This is a genomic window from Solilutibacter silvestris, assembly GCF_002895945.1.
Lineage (GTDB): Bacteria > Pseudomonadota > Gammaproteobacteria > Xanthomonadales > Xanthomonadaceae > Solilutibacter > Solilutibacter silvestris.
This window is the reverse complement of sequence record NZ_NPZB01000002.1, coordinates 470,843-485,011: the sequence shown is the minus strand read 5'-3', so window position 1 is coordinate 485,011 and position 14,169 is coordinate 470,843. Positions and strand designations below refer to the sequence as shown.

General features: G+C 63.6%; 13 protein-coding genes and 1 tRNA gene. 5 read left to right on the top strand and 9 right to left on the bottom strand.

Annotated elements, in window-relative coordinates:
- Positions 1-3: 3 nt before the first annotated feature.
- Positions 4-1,125: a ribonuclease D gene (rnd, locus tag Lysil_RS09850; RefSeq protein ID WP_103075420.1), complete on the top strand. Its 1,122-nt coding sequence runs from the start codon at positions 4-6 to the stop codon at positions 1,123-1,125.
- Positions 1,118-2,482: a C40 family peptidase gene (locus tag Lysil_RS09845; RefSeq protein WP_103075419.1), complete on the top strand. Its 1,365-nt coding sequence runs from the start codon at positions 1,118-1,120 to the stop codon at positions 2,480-2,482. Before rnd ends, Lysil_RS09845 begins: the two co-directional genes overlap by 8 nt.
- A gap of 9 nt (positions 2,483-2,491) precedes the next feature.
- On the opposite strand, the gene Lysil_RS09840 is transcribed toward Lysil_RS09845, so the two are convergent.
- The 7 genes from Lysil_RS09840 to lexA all read right to left on the bottom strand — a co-directional run bounded on the left by Lysil_RS09840 (position 2,492) and on the right by lexA (position 8,956).
- Positions 2,492-3,289, bottom strand: coding sequence for a class I SAM-dependent methyltransferase (locus Lysil_RS09840; protein ID WP_103075418.1), 798 nt, complete (start codon positions 3,287-3,289; stop codon positions 2,492-2,494).
- Between the two features lie 38 nt (positions 3,290-3,327).
- Positions 3,328-3,420, bottom strand: a tRNA-Ser gene (locus tag Lysil_RS09835).
- 85 nt (positions 3,421-3,505) lie between these two features.
- Positions 3,506-3,697 carry a carbon storage regulator CsrA gene (csrA, locus tag Lysil_RS09830; RefSeq protein ID WP_103075417.1) on the bottom strand — a complete coding sequence of 64 codons (192 nt, stop codon included), beginning with the start codon at positions 3,695-3,697 and terminating at the stop codon, positions 3,506-3,508.
- Positions 3,698-3,856: 159 nt separating this feature from the next.
- On the bottom strand, positions 3,857-6,490 hold the full coding sequence (alaS, locus tag Lysil_RS09825) for an alanine--tRNA ligase (RefSeq protein ID WP_103075416.1): 2,634 nt from the start codon (positions 6,488-6,490) through the stop codon (positions 3,857-3,859).
- A 105-nt stretch (positions 6,491-6,595) separates the two neighbouring features.
- On the bottom strand, positions 6,596-7,117 hold the full coding sequence (locus Lysil_RS09820) for a regulatory protein RecX (protein WP_103075415.1): 522 nt from the start codon (positions 7,115-7,117) through the stop codon (positions 6,596-6,598).
- Entirely contained in the window at positions 7,117-8,142 is a 1,026-nt protein-coding gene (recA, locus tag Lysil_RS09815) for a recombinase RecA (RefSeq protein WP_103075414.1), read from the bottom strand. The genes Lysil_RS09820 and recA overlap by 1 nt, the downstream gene beginning before the upstream one ends.
- Before the next feature lie 163 nt (positions 8,143-8,305).
- Positions 8,306-8,956: a transcriptional repressor LexA gene (lexA, locus tag Lysil_RS09810; RefSeq protein ID WP_103075413.1), complete on the bottom strand. Its 651-nt coding sequence runs from the start codon at positions 8,954-8,956 to the stop codon at positions 8,306-8,308.
- A 190-nt stretch (positions 8,957-9,146) separates the two neighbouring features.
- On the opposite strand from lexA, the gene Lysil_RS13415 reads away from it, so the two are divergent.
- The 3 genes from Lysil_RS13415 to Lysil_RS09795 are packed head-to-tail and all read left to right on the top strand — an operon-like array spanning position 9,147 to position 9,888.
- On the top strand, positions 9,147-9,305 hold the full coding sequence (locus tag Lysil_RS13415) for a hypothetical protein (RefSeq protein ID WP_165782460.1): 159 nt from the start codon (positions 9,147-9,149) through the stop codon (positions 9,303-9,305).
- Positions 9,305-9,511 carry a helix-turn-helix domain-containing protein gene (locus Lysil_RS09800; RefSeq protein ID WP_103075411.1) on the top strand — a complete coding sequence of 69 codons (207 nt, stop codon included), beginning with the start codon at positions 9,305-9,307 and terminating at the stop codon, positions 9,509-9,511. Before Lysil_RS13415 ends, Lysil_RS09800 begins: the two co-directional genes overlap by 1 nt.
- The gene (locus Lysil_RS09795; protein ID WP_103075410.1) at positions 9,508-9,888 is read left to right on the top strand and encodes a YchJ family protein; all 381 of its coding nucleotides are present in this window, start codon (positions 9,508-9,510) and stop codon (positions 9,886-9,888) included. The genes Lysil_RS09800 and Lysil_RS09795 overlap by 4 nt, the downstream gene beginning before the upstream one ends.
- Here Lysil_RS09795 and Lysil_RS09790 read toward each other — a convergent pair.
- Together Lysil_RS09790 and Lysil_RS09785 are read right to left on the bottom strand one after the other, a co-directional pair.
- A complete protein-coding gene (locus tag Lysil_RS09790; protein WP_103075409.1) occupies positions 9,885-10,385 on the bottom strand; it encodes a CinA family protein in 501 nt (166 codons plus the stop codon). The two genes, Lysil_RS09795 and Lysil_RS09790, sit on opposite strands and share 4 nt — an antisense overlap.
- A 60-nt stretch (positions 10,386-10,445) precedes the next feature.
- Positions 10,446-14,165 (bottom strand): hypothetical protein, encoded by a 3,720-nt coding sequence (locus tag Lysil_RS09785; RefSeq protein WP_240600489.1) that lies wholly within the window; start codon positions 14,163-14,165, stop codon positions 10,446-10,448.
- Positions 14,166-14,169 lie beyond the last annotated feature (4 nt).

Genomic DNA, 14,169 nt, shown 5'->3' with positions numbered 1-14,169 from the left:
GCAATGATCGATGCAACACCCCAACAGACTGCGGAATGGATCCGGGATCCCGTGGTCCTGCGCGGATACCGCGCCAACGCCGGCCCGCGCATCGGCCTCGACACCGAATTCATCCGCGAACGCACCTATTGGCCGGTGCTGGCACTGGTGCAGATCGCCACGTCGGAACACATCCTGCTGGTCGATCCGCGCGTGCCCGGCATTCCCGAAGCATTGCGCGACTGGCTGGACGATGACTCGATCCTCAAGATCATGCACAGTGCCGGCGAAGACCTGATCGCGTTGCGCCAGGCCTGCGGATCGCTGCCATCACCGTTGTTCGACACCCAGACCGCAGCGGCGCTCGCTGGCAAGGGCGCGGGGCTCGGCTACCAGGCGCTGGTGCGTGACATCACCGGCGTGGAACTGGCCAAGGGAGAAACCCGCACCGACTGGCTGCAACGTCCTCTCACTCCCGCCCAGCACGAATACGCCGCCGACGATGTGCGTCATCTGTTCGCGTTGCATGACGCGCTGGATGCACGCCTGCAGGAACTCGGTCGCGACGATTGGCTGCGGCAGGATTGCGCGCTGGCAGTGGAACTCGCGCGCGAACATCGCCCCGAGCGCTGGCCGCATCTTGGCGTGCGCGCCGCGCAGGTGCTGGAACGTCCCGCGCAAACGCGCTTGCTGCGCCTGCTGCGGTGGCGCGACCAGCGCGCAGTGGAACGCGACCTGCCGCGCAACTGGGTGATCGCGCCGGAACTGGCGATCGAACTCGCGCGCATCGATCCGGTCGACCGCACAACCATCGCGAACGTGCTGGCGCGCACGCCGCAAGCGCCGCAATCGCTGGCTGCCGTCATCGCGGAGGCACTGGACGCGCCCGTCGCGGACGAGGCCGAGATGCCATTGGTGATCGACGATCGCGATCGCGACCGTCGCCAACTGCAGTCGCTGCAAGCTGCTGTGGCGAAACGCAGCGCTGAACTCGGCTTGCCCGATGGCGTGCTGGCATCACGGCGCATCCTGCAGGCGTGGCAGGACAACGGCGATTGGCCGGAAACGGTCAGCGCGTGGCGTCGTCGCGAACTCGACGCCCTGCTAGACGAGCGACACACGCCGACCGAGGCGGCCGATGCGTAATCGCCACCTCATCGCTGGATTGTTCGCGGCGATGCTGGTCGCCTATGCGACACCCGCGCCCGCACCGACGCCAGCAGTGTCGCAAGCCGTTGCTGCCACCGCGCCCCGCAACGGCAGCGCGGGCTTGCAGGTGCCTGGCATCGCGCCGGAACAACTGCACGCCGATTACTGGCTCGCACGCAGTGCGGCCGCCGACCGCATCCGCCTCGATGTCGCACAGGTCGCTGCGCTCGACGCCGAACAATTCCAGCGTGATCCCACCTTCAATCGCCTCGACGCATTTCCGGACACACTCGATGGCACGCGCATTCGCGCACTGATCGAACAGCTGGCCAAACGTCCGTCCGCATTGCTGGCAAAGAACGGCAACGCGATCACGTCCGCGCAGATTGACGGCTGGATGGCCGATCGCGCACTCGACAACATTCCCGCACAGGTGAAGACGCGTTGGGCGATCGTCACCCGTCGCGCCGACCTGCGCACTTTCCCCACCGACACCCGCGTCTTCCGCAATGCGCAAGGCATCCGCGAACGCATCGATCGTTTCCAGGAAAGCGCGCTGTTCCCCGGCACGCCGGTCGCGGTGCTGCACGCCAGCCGCGATGGCGAATGGCTGTTCGTCGTCAGCCCGACCTACAAGGCGTGGATGCGTCGCGAACCGCTGGCCTATGCCTCACGCGCTGAAGTGCTGGCGTTCGCGCGCGATGCCACACAGCGAGTGATCGCGCCGAATCTGGTTGTCGACGGTCGCCAGCTCGACATGAGCACGCCCGTCGCGCTCGACGCCAATGGCAAGGCGATACTGCCGGTGCGCGGCAACGATGGCGGCTTGGCGCAGCGCACGGTAACGCTTCCCACGGGCAGCAGCGTCAACGGTGCACTGCCCTACAGCGAGCGCAACCTGCTCACGCAGGCCTTCCGCCTGCTCGGCGAGCCCTATGGTTGGGGCCATGCCGATGGCACCCGCGATTGCAGTGGCTTCGTTTCCGACGTCTATCGCAGCGTCGGCGTGCAACTGGCGCGCAACACCGGCGACCAGCGCGATTCGCCGGTGCTGCAGACGCAGCGGTTCGACGGACATTCCACCCGCGCGCAACGCTTGGCCGCGCTGGCGCAAGCACAAGTCGGCGACCTGATCTTCATTCCCGGGCACGTGATGATGGTGATCGGCCATCTCGATGGGCGCACCTTCGTCATCCACGACACGCCGGGCGTGCGCATCAGCGATGCCAACGGCAAGCCGCAGTCCTACCCGCTCGATGGCGTCTCGGTGACACCGCTGGAACCGCTGCGCGCCGACGCGCAACGCGACTTCATCGACATCATGCTGGCGTTGCAGCACGTCATGCCGAAGTGAGGCTGGGCGTCAGCGCTTGACCGCGCGCGTCATCAGGAACGGTTGGCAGATGATGTTGTGGGCAAAAGACTGCGTCGCCAGTTCCTGCAATTCGCGGCGGAATTGCACAAGACGCGCGGGATCGTCGGACAGCGTCGCCACGACCTTGGCCACCGGCCCGATGGTCTGCTCCATCGTCGCGACATAGTGGCGTGGACTCAGCGTGGGGAAACGCATTTCGTCGCGCTGGAACTCGATGTCGATGACGGCATCGCCGAGGCGTTCGCGGATGATGTCGGGGCTGCCCCACTGCGGCGGAGGCGCGGCACCCGGCGGTGGCGGCAGGTAACGACCCACCAGTGCGAATACCCTGCCGACAATCAGTTCCGGCGGCCAGGTCGAGAACGCGATGCGCCCGCCCGGCTTCAACACGCGCAGCATTTCCGCGATGGTGACATCCGGTCGCGGCGCGAACATGTGTCCGAACTGGCTGAGCACGACATCGAACGCGGCATCGGGATACGGCAATGCTTCGGCATCACCCTCGATGAATTCGATTTCGCCATCGAGCAACGATGCGTTGTGGCGCGCGAATTCCAGCAGCGCAGGCGACAGATCAAGCCCTTTCACGTGCGCACCGGCACAGGCCGCGGTGATCGCGACCACGCCAGTCCCGCAGCCGACATCGAGTACGGACTCGCCGCGGTTGATTCCGGCGAAGTCGACGAGCGCGGCGGCACATGGGGTGGTGAAAGCGGCAGTCGGGGCGAAGATCGCCCAAGCCTCGCGCTGGACGGCCTTGAACTGCGCGAACGGATCAGTCGTCATTCCGAATCCTTCCGGACAAAGACTGATGTTAGCGGAACTGGCGGAGAGTGAGGGATTCGAACCCTCGATGGAGCTTTTGACCCCATACTCCCTTAGCAGGGGAGCCCCTTCGGCCTCTCGGGCAACTCTCCGGAACCGCCGGCGAATCAATTCGCCGGACGACAAGGATACCGGCGGCGGCGCTGCACGTAAACCACGCAGGCAAATCCGCTCGGATTACGCGTCCTGTTCGACAGGCGCGTCGTCGTCCTTCTGGATCTTCTGGTAGATCTCTTCGCGATGCACCGCGACGTCTTTCGGCGCCGTGATGCCAATTCGCACCTGATTTCCCTTGACGCCCAGGACCGTCACGGTCACCGAGTCTCCAATCATCAGGGTTTCCCCGACGCGGCGGGTCAAAATCAACATCGAGACAACTCTCCAATCATTCGGTCGGGGGGTACCGGCTGAGTCTTAGGGATTCAGCAATGTGCACATTCTAATCACATAACTCGCGGCAAATCAGCCCCCATTTGGCAAATCCCCCGCAGATTTGCTTTTTGTCGGTACTGAATTGCCGGTCGAGCTTCAGGTCGCCTTCAGAGCAGCCCATTCGGCGAGACTTCCGAGGATTGCCGGCAAGCCCGGGACATCATCGCCACCGCCCTGCGCCATGTCCGGACGACCACCACCACGGCCACTGATCTGCTTCGCGACCTGCGACAACAGATCGCCCGCCTTGATGCGACCCTGCAGGCCACCGCTGACACCTGCGATCAACGCGACCTTGCCCTGCCCGTCGGCACCGGCAAGCAGGATCGCGGCATCACCCAACTGTTGCTTGAGATGATCGACGGCATCGCGCAACGCCTTGGCATCGAAGCCTTCGACACGCACCGCCAGCAGTTTGCCGCCGGGGATGGCGACCGCCTGCGCGGCGAGATCGCCGGCCGCACCGGACGCGGCCTTGGCCTTGAGCGATTCCAGTTCGCGCTCGGCCTTGCGTTGGCGATCCATCAGCACCCGGATCTTGTCGGCGACATCGCCGGCGGTTCCGCCCAACAGTTGCGCGGCTTCGGCAAGGCGATGTTCTTCTTCAGCGACATGATCGAGCGCGCCCTGCCCCGTGACCGCTTCAATGCGACGCACGCCGGCAGAGACGCCGCCTTCCGACACGATCTTGAACAGGCCGATATCGCCGGTGCGTCGCACATGCGTGCCACCGCACAGTTCGATCGAGCCGTCACCGAACTTGAGCACGCGGACGTTGTCGCCGTATTTCTCGCCAAACAGCGCCATCGCCCCGAAATCGAGCGCGTCCTGCATCGCCATCTGGTGCGTTTCACCTTCGTGGTTGGCGCGCACCTCGACATTGACGCGGCGCTCGATCTCCGCAAGTTCATCGGCGGTGAGCGGCTGGAAATGCGAGAAATCGAAGCGCAGGCGATCCGGCGCGACCAGCGAACCCTTCTGCTGGACATGCGTGCCCAGCACTTGCCGCAACGCCGCGTGCAACAGATGCGTCGCGGTGTGGTTGAGCACGGTCGAGGTACGACGTCCGATATCGACTTGTCCGCGCAGGCGATCGCCGAGTTTCAGTTCACCCGACTTCAAGCTGCCGACATGCGCATGGAACTGGCCGGCGAGTTTGCGCGTCTCCATCACCGTCATGTTCGCGTTCGCAGTGGACAGCGTTCCGGTATCGCCGACCTGGCCGCCGGATTCCGCATAGAACGGCGTGCGATCGAGGATGACCACGACGTCGCCCGGCACTGCGCGATCGACCGGCTTGCCCTCCTGCAGCAAGCCGACAACCTGCAGCGCATCGCCATCGAGCTGGTCGTAGCCGAGGAACACCGTCGGCGCGAGTTGCGAGGCCAGTTCCGCCGGCAACACCAGTCCGCCACCGAACTTGCCAGCCGCACGCGCGGTTTCCTTCTGCTGCGTCATCGCGACATTGAAGCCATCGACGTCGACCGACATGCCGCGTTCGCGCGCCATGTCCTGGGTGAGATCGAGCGGGAAGCCGTAGGTGTCGTAGAGGCGGAAGGCGTCCTCGCCGCGAATCGTGCCCTCGGCGCGTCCGGCGACATCGCCGAAGATGCGCATGCCGGAATCGAGTGTCTCGGCGAAGCGTTCTTCCTCGGCGCGCAAGGCGCGTTCGATCGTCGAAACGTTGTCGCGCAGCACCGGATAGGCCTCGCCCATCAAGGCATCGAGCGTTGGCACCAGTTTGTAGAAGAACGACTCGCGCATGCCCAGCATCCAGCCATGGCGCAATGCCCGGCGGATGATCCGGCGCAGTACGTAGCCGCGCCCTTCGTTCGATGGCAACACGCCATCGGCGATCAGGAAGCTGGATGCGCGGATGTGATCGGCGATGACGCGCAGCGATTTGTTGTCGAGATCCGCGGTGCCGGTGAGTTCGGCGGCGTGCTTGATCAACGCCTGGAACAGGTCGATTTCGTAATTGCTGTGGACGTGCTGGAGTACGGCCGTCAAGCGTTCGAGACCCATCCCGGTATCGACGCAGGGCGCCGGCAGCGTTACCAGCGTGCCGTCGGGCTGGCGATCGAACTGCATGAACACCAAGTTCCAGATTTCGATGAAACGATCGCCGTCCTCATCGGGCGATCCCGGCGGGCCACCGGCGATGTGCTCGCCGTGATCGTAGAAAATCTCGGTGCAGGGACCGCAAGGGCCGGTGTCGGCCATCTGCCAGAAATTGTCGGAGGCGTACGGCGCGCCCTTGTTGTCGCCGATGCGGACGATACGCGACTCCGGCAGGCCGATCACGTCGCGCCAGATGCCGAAGGCTTCATCGTCGTTTTGATAGACGGTGACCAGCAGGCGCTCGGCCGGCAGGCCCCAGACCTTGGTCAGGAGTTCCCATGCCCACTCGATGGCTTCCTTCTTGAAGTAGTCGCCGAACGACCAGTTGCCGAGCATCTCGAAGAAAGTGTGGTGGCGCGCGGTGTAGCCGACGGCGTCGAGATCGTTGTGCTTGCCGCCCGCGCGCAGGCAGCGCTGCACGTCGGCGCAACGCGTATAGCTGCGCTTTTCCGCACCGAGGAACACGTCCTTGAACTGCACCATCCCGGAGTTGGTGAACAGCAGGGTGGGATCGTTGGCGGGCACCAGCGGCGCCGAGGGCACGATGGTGTGGCCCTTGGAGGCGAAGAATTCGAGAAAATCGCGGCGGATGTCGGCGGTGGTCTTCATGGCATCTGGATCGGGACGAATGGCCCGCGATGCCAACAGAATGTGGGCTGGAAACACGCGGACAACGGGCCGACTAGGGTATCAGTACCGCCCCGTGCGGGCCATTCAGGACTCGTCGGGACCGGAGCGGATCGCTGCCCGGATCTGGTCCATGGAAAAGCCGCGCCGGAACAGGAAATCCGCAGCCTTGCGCTGCGCCGCACGATCGCCGTCCAGTGCTGCAGGGTGGCGTCGACGGATCAGGTCGCGAGCCTGCGCTGTCCAGTCCATCTCCAAGCTGTCCAGTGCCGCCATCGAGTGATCGCCATCGAGATCGTGGGTCCCAAGCTCGGCGCGGATCCGCCGTGGCCCATAGCCGGACGATGCACGACTGCGCACCAATGACTCGGCGAAGCGGGTGTCATCCTGCCAGCCTGCGCTGACCATCTTCGCCACTGCGGCGTCGGCCTCGGCCACCGGGACGCCGCGGATCGTCAGTTTCTGCAACAACTCCTTGCGGGAATGCTCGCGCCGAACCAGCAGCCCGAGCGCACGTTGCGCCGGGCTCGGTTCAGGCCGGGTACGACGGCGGGGGCGCGAGGAAGCTCCGTCCGCCGTCGTCCCGAAAGCGTCATCCCGTTCGGACATCAGTCCTCGGCGTCCTCATTGCGTTTGGCTTCCTGCGGCACGAACTTTTCGCGCAATGCGGCTTCCAGCTGCGCGGCCACTGCCGGGTTTTCCTTCAGATACTGGCGGGCGTTCTCCTTGCCCTGTCCGATGCGCTCGCTACCGCAGCTGTACCAGGCACCGGACTTCTCGACCAGCTTGGCCTCGACGCCCATGTCGATCAGTTCGCCTTCGCGGCTGATGCCCTCGCCGTAGAGGATTTCGGTGATGACCTGCTTGAACGGCGGCGCCAGCTTGTTCTTGACCACCTTGATGCGGGTCTGGTTGCCAATGATTTCCTCGCCCTTCTTGATCGCACCGATGCGACGGATGTCGAGGCGTATCGAAGCATAGAACTTGAGCGCGTTGCCGCCTGTGGTCACTTCATTGCTCTGCCCGGGCATCATGATGCCGATCTTCTGGCGCAACTGGTTGATGAAGACCACCATGCAATTGCTGCGCTTGATGTTGCCGGTGAGCTTGCGCAGCGCCTGGCTCATCAGTCGCGCCTGCAGGCCCGGCAACACGTCGCCCATCTCGCCTTCGATTTCTGCCTTGGGCGTGAGCGCGGCGACCGAGTCGATCACCACGATGTCGACGGCGTTGGAACGCACCAGCATGTCGGCGATTTCCAGCGCCTGCTCGCCGGTATCCGGCTGCGACAGCAGCAGGTCGTCGAGATTGACGCCGAGCTTCTGCGCGTAGATCGGATCAAGCGCGTGTTCGGCGTCGATGAAGGCCGCGGTGCCGCCGGCTTTCTGGCATTGGGCGATCGCCTGCAGGGTGAGCGTGGTCTTGCCCGAGGATTCCGGCCCGTAGATTTCCACCACGCGGCCCTTGGGCAAGCCACCGATGCCAAGCGCGATGTCGAGCATCAACGAACCTGTGCCGATGGTTTCCACTACCTCCACGGCGCGTTCGCCCATGCGCATCACCGAGCCCTTGCCGAACTGCTTCTCGATCTGGCTCAGGGCCGCTGCCAGTGCGCGCTGCTTGTTCTCGTCCATCGTGGTCGTCCTCTTCAAGATTGAATGTATGTTCGTGTGTTGCAGGCAGTCTGCGGGGCCGTGATCGCACAGGCTGCGACGACTGCTGCTCGATCCAGACTGCAGGCTGAATCGATCGCGCTACAGCGGCACGTTGCCCGCGGTGATGTCGGAAAACGCCGCGTCATGCGCTGGGCCGGATCAGGCCGCAGTACAAGCCTTCGATGGCGAAGTCCTGGCCGGGCTGCACCTCGATGGGTGCGTAATCGGGATTGCGCGGCAACAGGCGGATGCCGTCGCGACCGTTGCGGAACAGCTTGACGGTGATTTCCTCGTCGATGCGGGCCACCACGATCTGGCCGCTGCGGGCGTCGTTGGTGCGGTGCACGCCGATGAGGTCGCCATCGAAGATGCCTTCATCGCGCATGGAGTCGCCTTTCACGCGCAGCAGATAGTCGGGCTTTGGCGAGAAGAACACGCGATCCAGCACCACATAACTGTCGGAACCGATGTCGGCACCGATCGGAGCGCCGGCCGCGACCTGGCCGAGGATCGGCAGGCGCACCGCGTCTTCGCTGAGTTGCGTGAGTTCCAGCGACTCCTGGACCCGGCTCGGCGGGCGCAGCAGCTTGAGGCTGCGGGCCTTGCCGGGCGAGCGAGCAATCGCCCCGGCGACTTCCAGCGCCTCCAGGTGATATTGCGCGGAACGCACGCCCTTGAAGCCGAAGGCGCGGGCGATCTCGGTCTGGGCGGGGGCGACACCATCGACTTCAATGCGCTCGGCAATGAAGTCGAGGATCGCCTGCTGGGTCGCGCTGAGGTCTGACTGGCTCATGTGGGTAGTAATACTGCTAATAAATGCAAATTGCAAGGCAGAGATTGAAATTCAAATATATTTATGTTTTAAGTAAATTAATCGCTGCGAATCAACATATTGACCGAGGCAAGTATGAAACTCCTCCCCCGCCATCACTCTGACGATTCTGTCCACCGTGCTCCTCGGGTTCTACGCGCTGACTTGGCTTGTGGCGCCAACCGCCCCAATCGGCAGCGATGCACTCCATGTCTTCATCACCGCCATCGGCATCGCTGGCCTGGCATTGGCGATCATGGCGATCCGTGAATTGCATCTACAGAAAAAAATCGCCATGCAACTGAAGAAGGAAAACGAGGGCTTCGTCTGATGACCATCGTCGTGAATCTCGATGTGATGCTGGCGCGACGCAAGACGAAGTCCAAGGATTTGGCCGAACGCATCGGCATCAGCGAAACCAATCTGTCGCTGCTCAAGCAAAGCCATGTCAAAGGTGTTCGCTTCGAAACATTGAATGCGATTTGCCGCGAGCTGGATTGCCAGCCCGGCGACCTGCTGGAATATCAGGTCGAATGAGCGATCTTCCCTGCCCCTGCGACCCCGCCCACCGCTACGCCAACTGCTGCGGCCCGCTCCACACCGGCATCCCGGCCGCCGATGCCGAAGCCCTGATGCGGTCGCGCTACAGCGCTTACGTGCTCGGATTGGAGGACTACCTGCTGGCGAGCTGGCATCCATCGACGCGACCGCAACCACCATTGCTGGAACCCGGCGCCCGCACGAAATGGCTGCGCTTGAAGGTGACGGAACATCGCGCCATCGACGATATCCACGCCGAAGTCCGCTTCGAAGCGCGCTATCTGGAGAATGGTGCCCGCCGCGACCTGCGCGAACTCAGCCGATTCGTCCGCGAAGAGGGTCGCTGGTTCTACGTCGACGGCGTGATCGACTAAACCGTTTCGGTCATCAATCCGCGCAAGGCCATCGCCACGGTCTGGCGGCGCACGGCGTCGCGATCGCCATCGAAATGGAAGACTTCGGCACGTGCGTAACCGCCGCGGCGCTTCCATCCGATCCACACCGTGCCCACCGGCTTGTCGGTGCCACCGCCGCCGGGGCCGGCGATGCCGGTCACCGCGACGGCGATATTCGCGCCGGAATGGATCAGCGCACCGGACACCATCTCCGTCACGCATTCGCGACTGACCGCACCCTGCTGCTCCAGCGTCTGCGGACGTACGCCGAGCAGGGCCTGCTTGGCTTCGTAGCTATAGGCGACCATGCCGCAGTCGAACCACGCCGACGACCCGGCGACATCGGTGGCGAGCTTGGCGATCCAGCCACCGGTGCAGCTTTCCGCCGTCACCAGCGTGAGTCGCCGCGCCTGCAGCCATGCGGCGACTTCGTGGATCAGTGCCTGGAGTTCGTAGTCGGAAAGAGTGGCCGCCATCGGTGATCACAATCGTGGGGGGACGATAGATTGATCATCATGCCTATGGCGGCCACTCCGTCAATAGTGGCCGGTCACGTTGAGGAACCAGCCACGGTAGCGGTAATCGAGTTGGGTCAGGTCGCCACTGAAGGTCGTGAAGTTGTAGCCGACGCCAACCTTGAAGTTCTCGCTGACCTGCCGGTCCAGCCCGACCAGCCAGCCGCCGAGGGCGCCGCCATCGCGCACCTTGAGCACGCGATATTCGGCCAGCCCGTCCCAATGGGCGATCAGGTGATAACGGATCTGCAGCGAGGCGAAATCCGCGCGACTGTCGAGCCACTGGCCGACTCCACGTCCCATGCGGTAATCGCCCCAGCGACTGGCCAGCTTGCCCGCCAGCTGCCAGTGGTCATCCAGCTGGACGATGCCTTCGAGCGACACCACGTGCGAACGCTGGTCGTACTGGTTGGTATCCACCTGCCCCAGCGAGGCGCGATCGTACAGATAGGTGTACTTGCCGAATGCCGCCCAGCGCGTGCTGTCATGTGGACGCCAGGCGAAACCGGCATTCACTTCCGCCAGGCGCGCACCGGCGATCGGATTCAGATCATCCTTGGTATCGGCGTAATTGGCCCGCAGCGCCAAGCGCCAGTCTTCATTGATGCGATACGACAGGCGATTGGTGGTCACCCATTGTTCGCGCTGTTCGGCACCGCGATCGCGGCGGTATTCCAGCTTGCTCGACCAGTCCAGTCGCGGATCGGTGCGTCCGCCGGTGATGCTGTAGGCGTGGCGATCGACGCGCCCGACGGTGCTGTCCAGTCGGCCATCCATCAAGGTGAAACCGAGGTTCCAACCCGGCACGGGGCGGAAATCCAGCCCGAAGGTGTGGACGATGCCGCTGTCGGCAGTCGAGTTGCTCTTCAGGTATTGGCTTTCGTTGTAGACATTGACGCGGTTGTTCAGGCGCCAGCGTTGGCCGAGCGTCCAGCCTGACTGCAGTGCGGTGTTGAACAGGCCGTCGCGCTCGGTATGGTCGGTGCTGTAGTTGTAGGCGCCATAGACGGAGTGATCCGGACTCAACTGGTACTCGCCGTCCAGCTTGCCGCCGTGGCCGCGACTTCCGCCACTGACTTCCGCGCCGACACTGGAACGATTCCCGAACAGGTATTTGCCGCCCAGGGTCAGCAGGTTGTTGGGCTTGTAGAGGCCGCCATCATCCACGGTGTATTGGCCGATGCCATACAACTCAAGCGATGTCCCGAGGCGCTGGCGATAGCTGAGCGCCAACAGCGTGGCATCCGCCGCATAACCGACATCGCGTTCGTTGCGATGGGTCAACTCGCCGCCCAACCGGCCGTTTTTCGTGATCTGCCAATCGGCAGTCAGCTGTGCCTGCTCGAGTTCCTGCGTACCGCGCCCGGCGTGGCTGTAACGCCCGTACAGGCTGAAGTGGTCGGTGAAATAGCCGAGGAATTCGCCGCCGTATTCCTTCGTCGGCAGGCCAGTGTCGTCGCGGCTGATGGAGAATCCGCTGTCGACATCGCGCCACCAGGCACCGAACGACCATTCGCGCTTGGTCCAGCCCAGCTCCTGCAGGTTGGCGCGCGCCTCGACGCTGCGTGCCGTGCCGGAACGCGCGCCACTCATGTCCGCCGGATTGCGCTGGATGAAACTCAAGCCACCGTTGTCGGAATAGAAGATCGGTGCCACCGTGGATTGCGTGTGCGTGGTTTCGACCTTGAGATAGGTCCCCCGCCCCGCCTGCAGCGTGAGATCAACCCCTTTCAGGGAATAGTCGTCGCCACTGCGGTTTTCATCGACGTACGTGGCACCGACAGCCAGATGGTTGCCGAACCATTGCTTGCCACGCAGGCCGACGGTGGCGTTGCCGCCATTGAAGCCGGAAGGCACGTATTCGTAGTCCACCAGCAACATCTGCCGGTAACCATCGAGTGGCGTGTCGCGGGTCAGCGTGCGCACCGACTCACGGGTGATTTGCGCCAATGGCCGCGTCAGGATCAGGCGTCCCTGCAAGTTGTCCATCTCGTAGTCCACGCCCGATTGCAAGCCGACGCGTGTCTCGACGCTTCCGGTGGCGGGATCGCGCACCTCCAGCACCACCTGTTCGGAACCGGGCAGCACATCGGTATGGCGCAGGTAGTAGAGGCTGCCGCCGGTGCCGAGGAATTCGCTGTGGCCCGCCGCCGTGTGCGTTTCGGCACCGAAGATTTTCAGCAGGCTGCGGGGATCGCCCAACGCGGTGGACGCCTGCGAGCGCCAGCTCAACGCCGCGCCGTACAACGCACGCTGGTATTGCGCGTACTGCGTGCCGGTGAACCCGGTGATGAAGTTGCCCCACAGCGCCTGATTCTGATTCCAATCCACGCGCAGGTAGAACTTGCCCTGGGTGTCGACATCACGCCAGGTGCGCGAGTCATCGCCGTAGACCGGATAGTACTGGTCCGGATCGAGACGACGGAAGATATCGTTGGGCGTGGCATCGAAGAAGCCGTCGAACAGGTTGCCCAGCTTGTTTTCCCCGGTGTCTGCTTGCGCCGTGATCAGGTACTTGCCGCGCCATTTTCCCTTGGCATAGAACGCCAGCCGGCCTTCGCTGAGGAAGCCGCTGGCATCGCGCGCATCACCACTCAATGCATCGGTGCTGCCACTGGCAGTGTTGTGGGAGAACGTCAGGTCGGCAATCGCGGCGACGAAGGCATAACGGCCCGTCACCTGCATGTCCAACACGGCATCCGCAACCGGCCCGGTGGATGGCTTCGCCTGGATCTTGTACTGATGCATGCCGATTGGCTGGAGGAATTCGGCGACGAATTTGCGTTCCAGGTCGATGGGGAAATTCTGCCCATCGATATAAACCTGCATGCCTTCGGGAATGTCACGTCCCATGATGCGCACGCGTGAACCGTAGACCGGGATGTTGTGCAGGCGCAGATCGCTCTTGCCGTAGATGGAATCGACGACCTGCAACGATTCGGCGGTGGATGTGTCCAGCGTTTCGGTGCGCGTGCGCTGGACCTGGTCGCGCAAACCCTGCGCCCCGCGCGCATGTTCGGCCGGCGTCACCAACTGGATGGTGCGCGGATTGGTTTCGTCAAAGCTGCCGTCCTGCGCATAGGCGCGGGCGACGTATTGCAAGCTATCGCCGGCTTGCAGGTTCAATCCAGCAGGAAGTTCACCGTCCCATTGCGCATCCGTCACCGCGCCGACCGGCATGATGATCGTCGCCAACGGCCTCACGCGATCGCTGTCGGTTCCCCTGTAGATCAACACCTCAAGGCGCTGGTAGAACGCGGCGTAATTGCTGTAGGCATGGAAGCGCAGCGGCTCGGTGACCCGACCATCGTTGAATGGCGCCAACGATCCCGTCGCGACGTTGAGAATCGCCTGCCCGAGCGTGGGATCTTCGGTCGCCCACAATGTCCCGCCTTGCGGCAAGTCCACGCTGAAACGTCCGCTGATGACGGCCTGGTTGGCCGACAACACCTTGCTTTCGCCCTTGTAATACTGCCCGGCCACGGTTTCCACGCGTCGGTTCTGCTGCAGCGAATCGGGGTCGTTGCCGAGCGCTTTCGACTGGGTTTCGCCATAAGCCCTGATCTGGAACAGCGGGCCGCCCTTGCCGACACATCCCTGCATGTCGCATTTCAGCGGCGTGGCAGGCGTGGTGGTATCGCTACTGCCATTCGATGCTTGCTGCGCAATGGCGATGCCCGGAAGGAACAATGCCGCGCACAGGGCCAAGGTGAAGCCGAAGGAGAATCTTCTGGTGTCCATGCTC

Coding starts and splice junctions, on each gene's coding strand:
- rnd (WP_103075420.1), top strand. CDS start 4: ATGATCGATGCAACACCCCAACAGACTGCGGAATGGATCCGGGATCCC.
- Lysil_RS09845 (WP_103075419.1), top strand. CDS start 1,118: ATGCGTAATCGCCACCTCATCGCTGGATTGTTCGCGGCGATGCTGGTC.
- Lysil_RS09840 (WP_103075418.1), bottom strand. CDS start 3,289: ATGACGACTGATCCGTTCGCGCAGTTCAAGGCCGTCCAGCGCGAGGCT.
- csrA (WP_103075417.1), bottom strand. CDS start 3,697: ATGTTGATTTTGACCCGCCGCGTCGGGGAAACCCTGATGATTGGAGAC.
- alaS (WP_103075416.1), bottom strand. CDS start 6,490: ATGAAGACCACCGCCGACATCCGCCGCGATTTTCTCGAATTCTTCGCC.
- Lysil_RS09820 (WP_103075415.1), bottom strand. CDS start 7,117: ATGTCCGAACGGGATGACGCTTTCGGGACGACGGCGGACGGAGCTTCC.
- recA (WP_103075414.1), bottom strand. CDS start 8,142: ATGGACGAGAACAAGCAGCGCGCACTGGCAGCGGCCCTGAGCCAGATC.
- lexA (WP_103075413.1), bottom strand. CDS start 8,956: ATGAGCCAGTCAGACCTCAGCGCGACCCAGCAGGCGATCCTCGACTTC.
- Lysil_RS09800 (WP_103075411.1), top strand. CDS start 9,305: ATGACCATCGTCGTGAATCTCGATGTGATGCTGGCGCGACGCAAGACG.
- Lysil_RS09795 (WP_103075410.1), top strand. CDS start 9,508: ATGAGCGATCTTCCCTGCCCCTGCGACCCCGCCCACCGCTACGCCAAC.
- Lysil_RS09790 (WP_103075409.1), bottom strand. CDS start 10,385: ATGGCGGCCACTCTTTCCGACTACGAACTCCAGGCACTGATCCACGAA.
- Lysil_RS09785 (WP_240600489.1), bottom strand. CDS start 14,165: ATGGACACCAGAAGATTCTCCTTCGGCTTCACCTTGGCCCTGTGCGCG.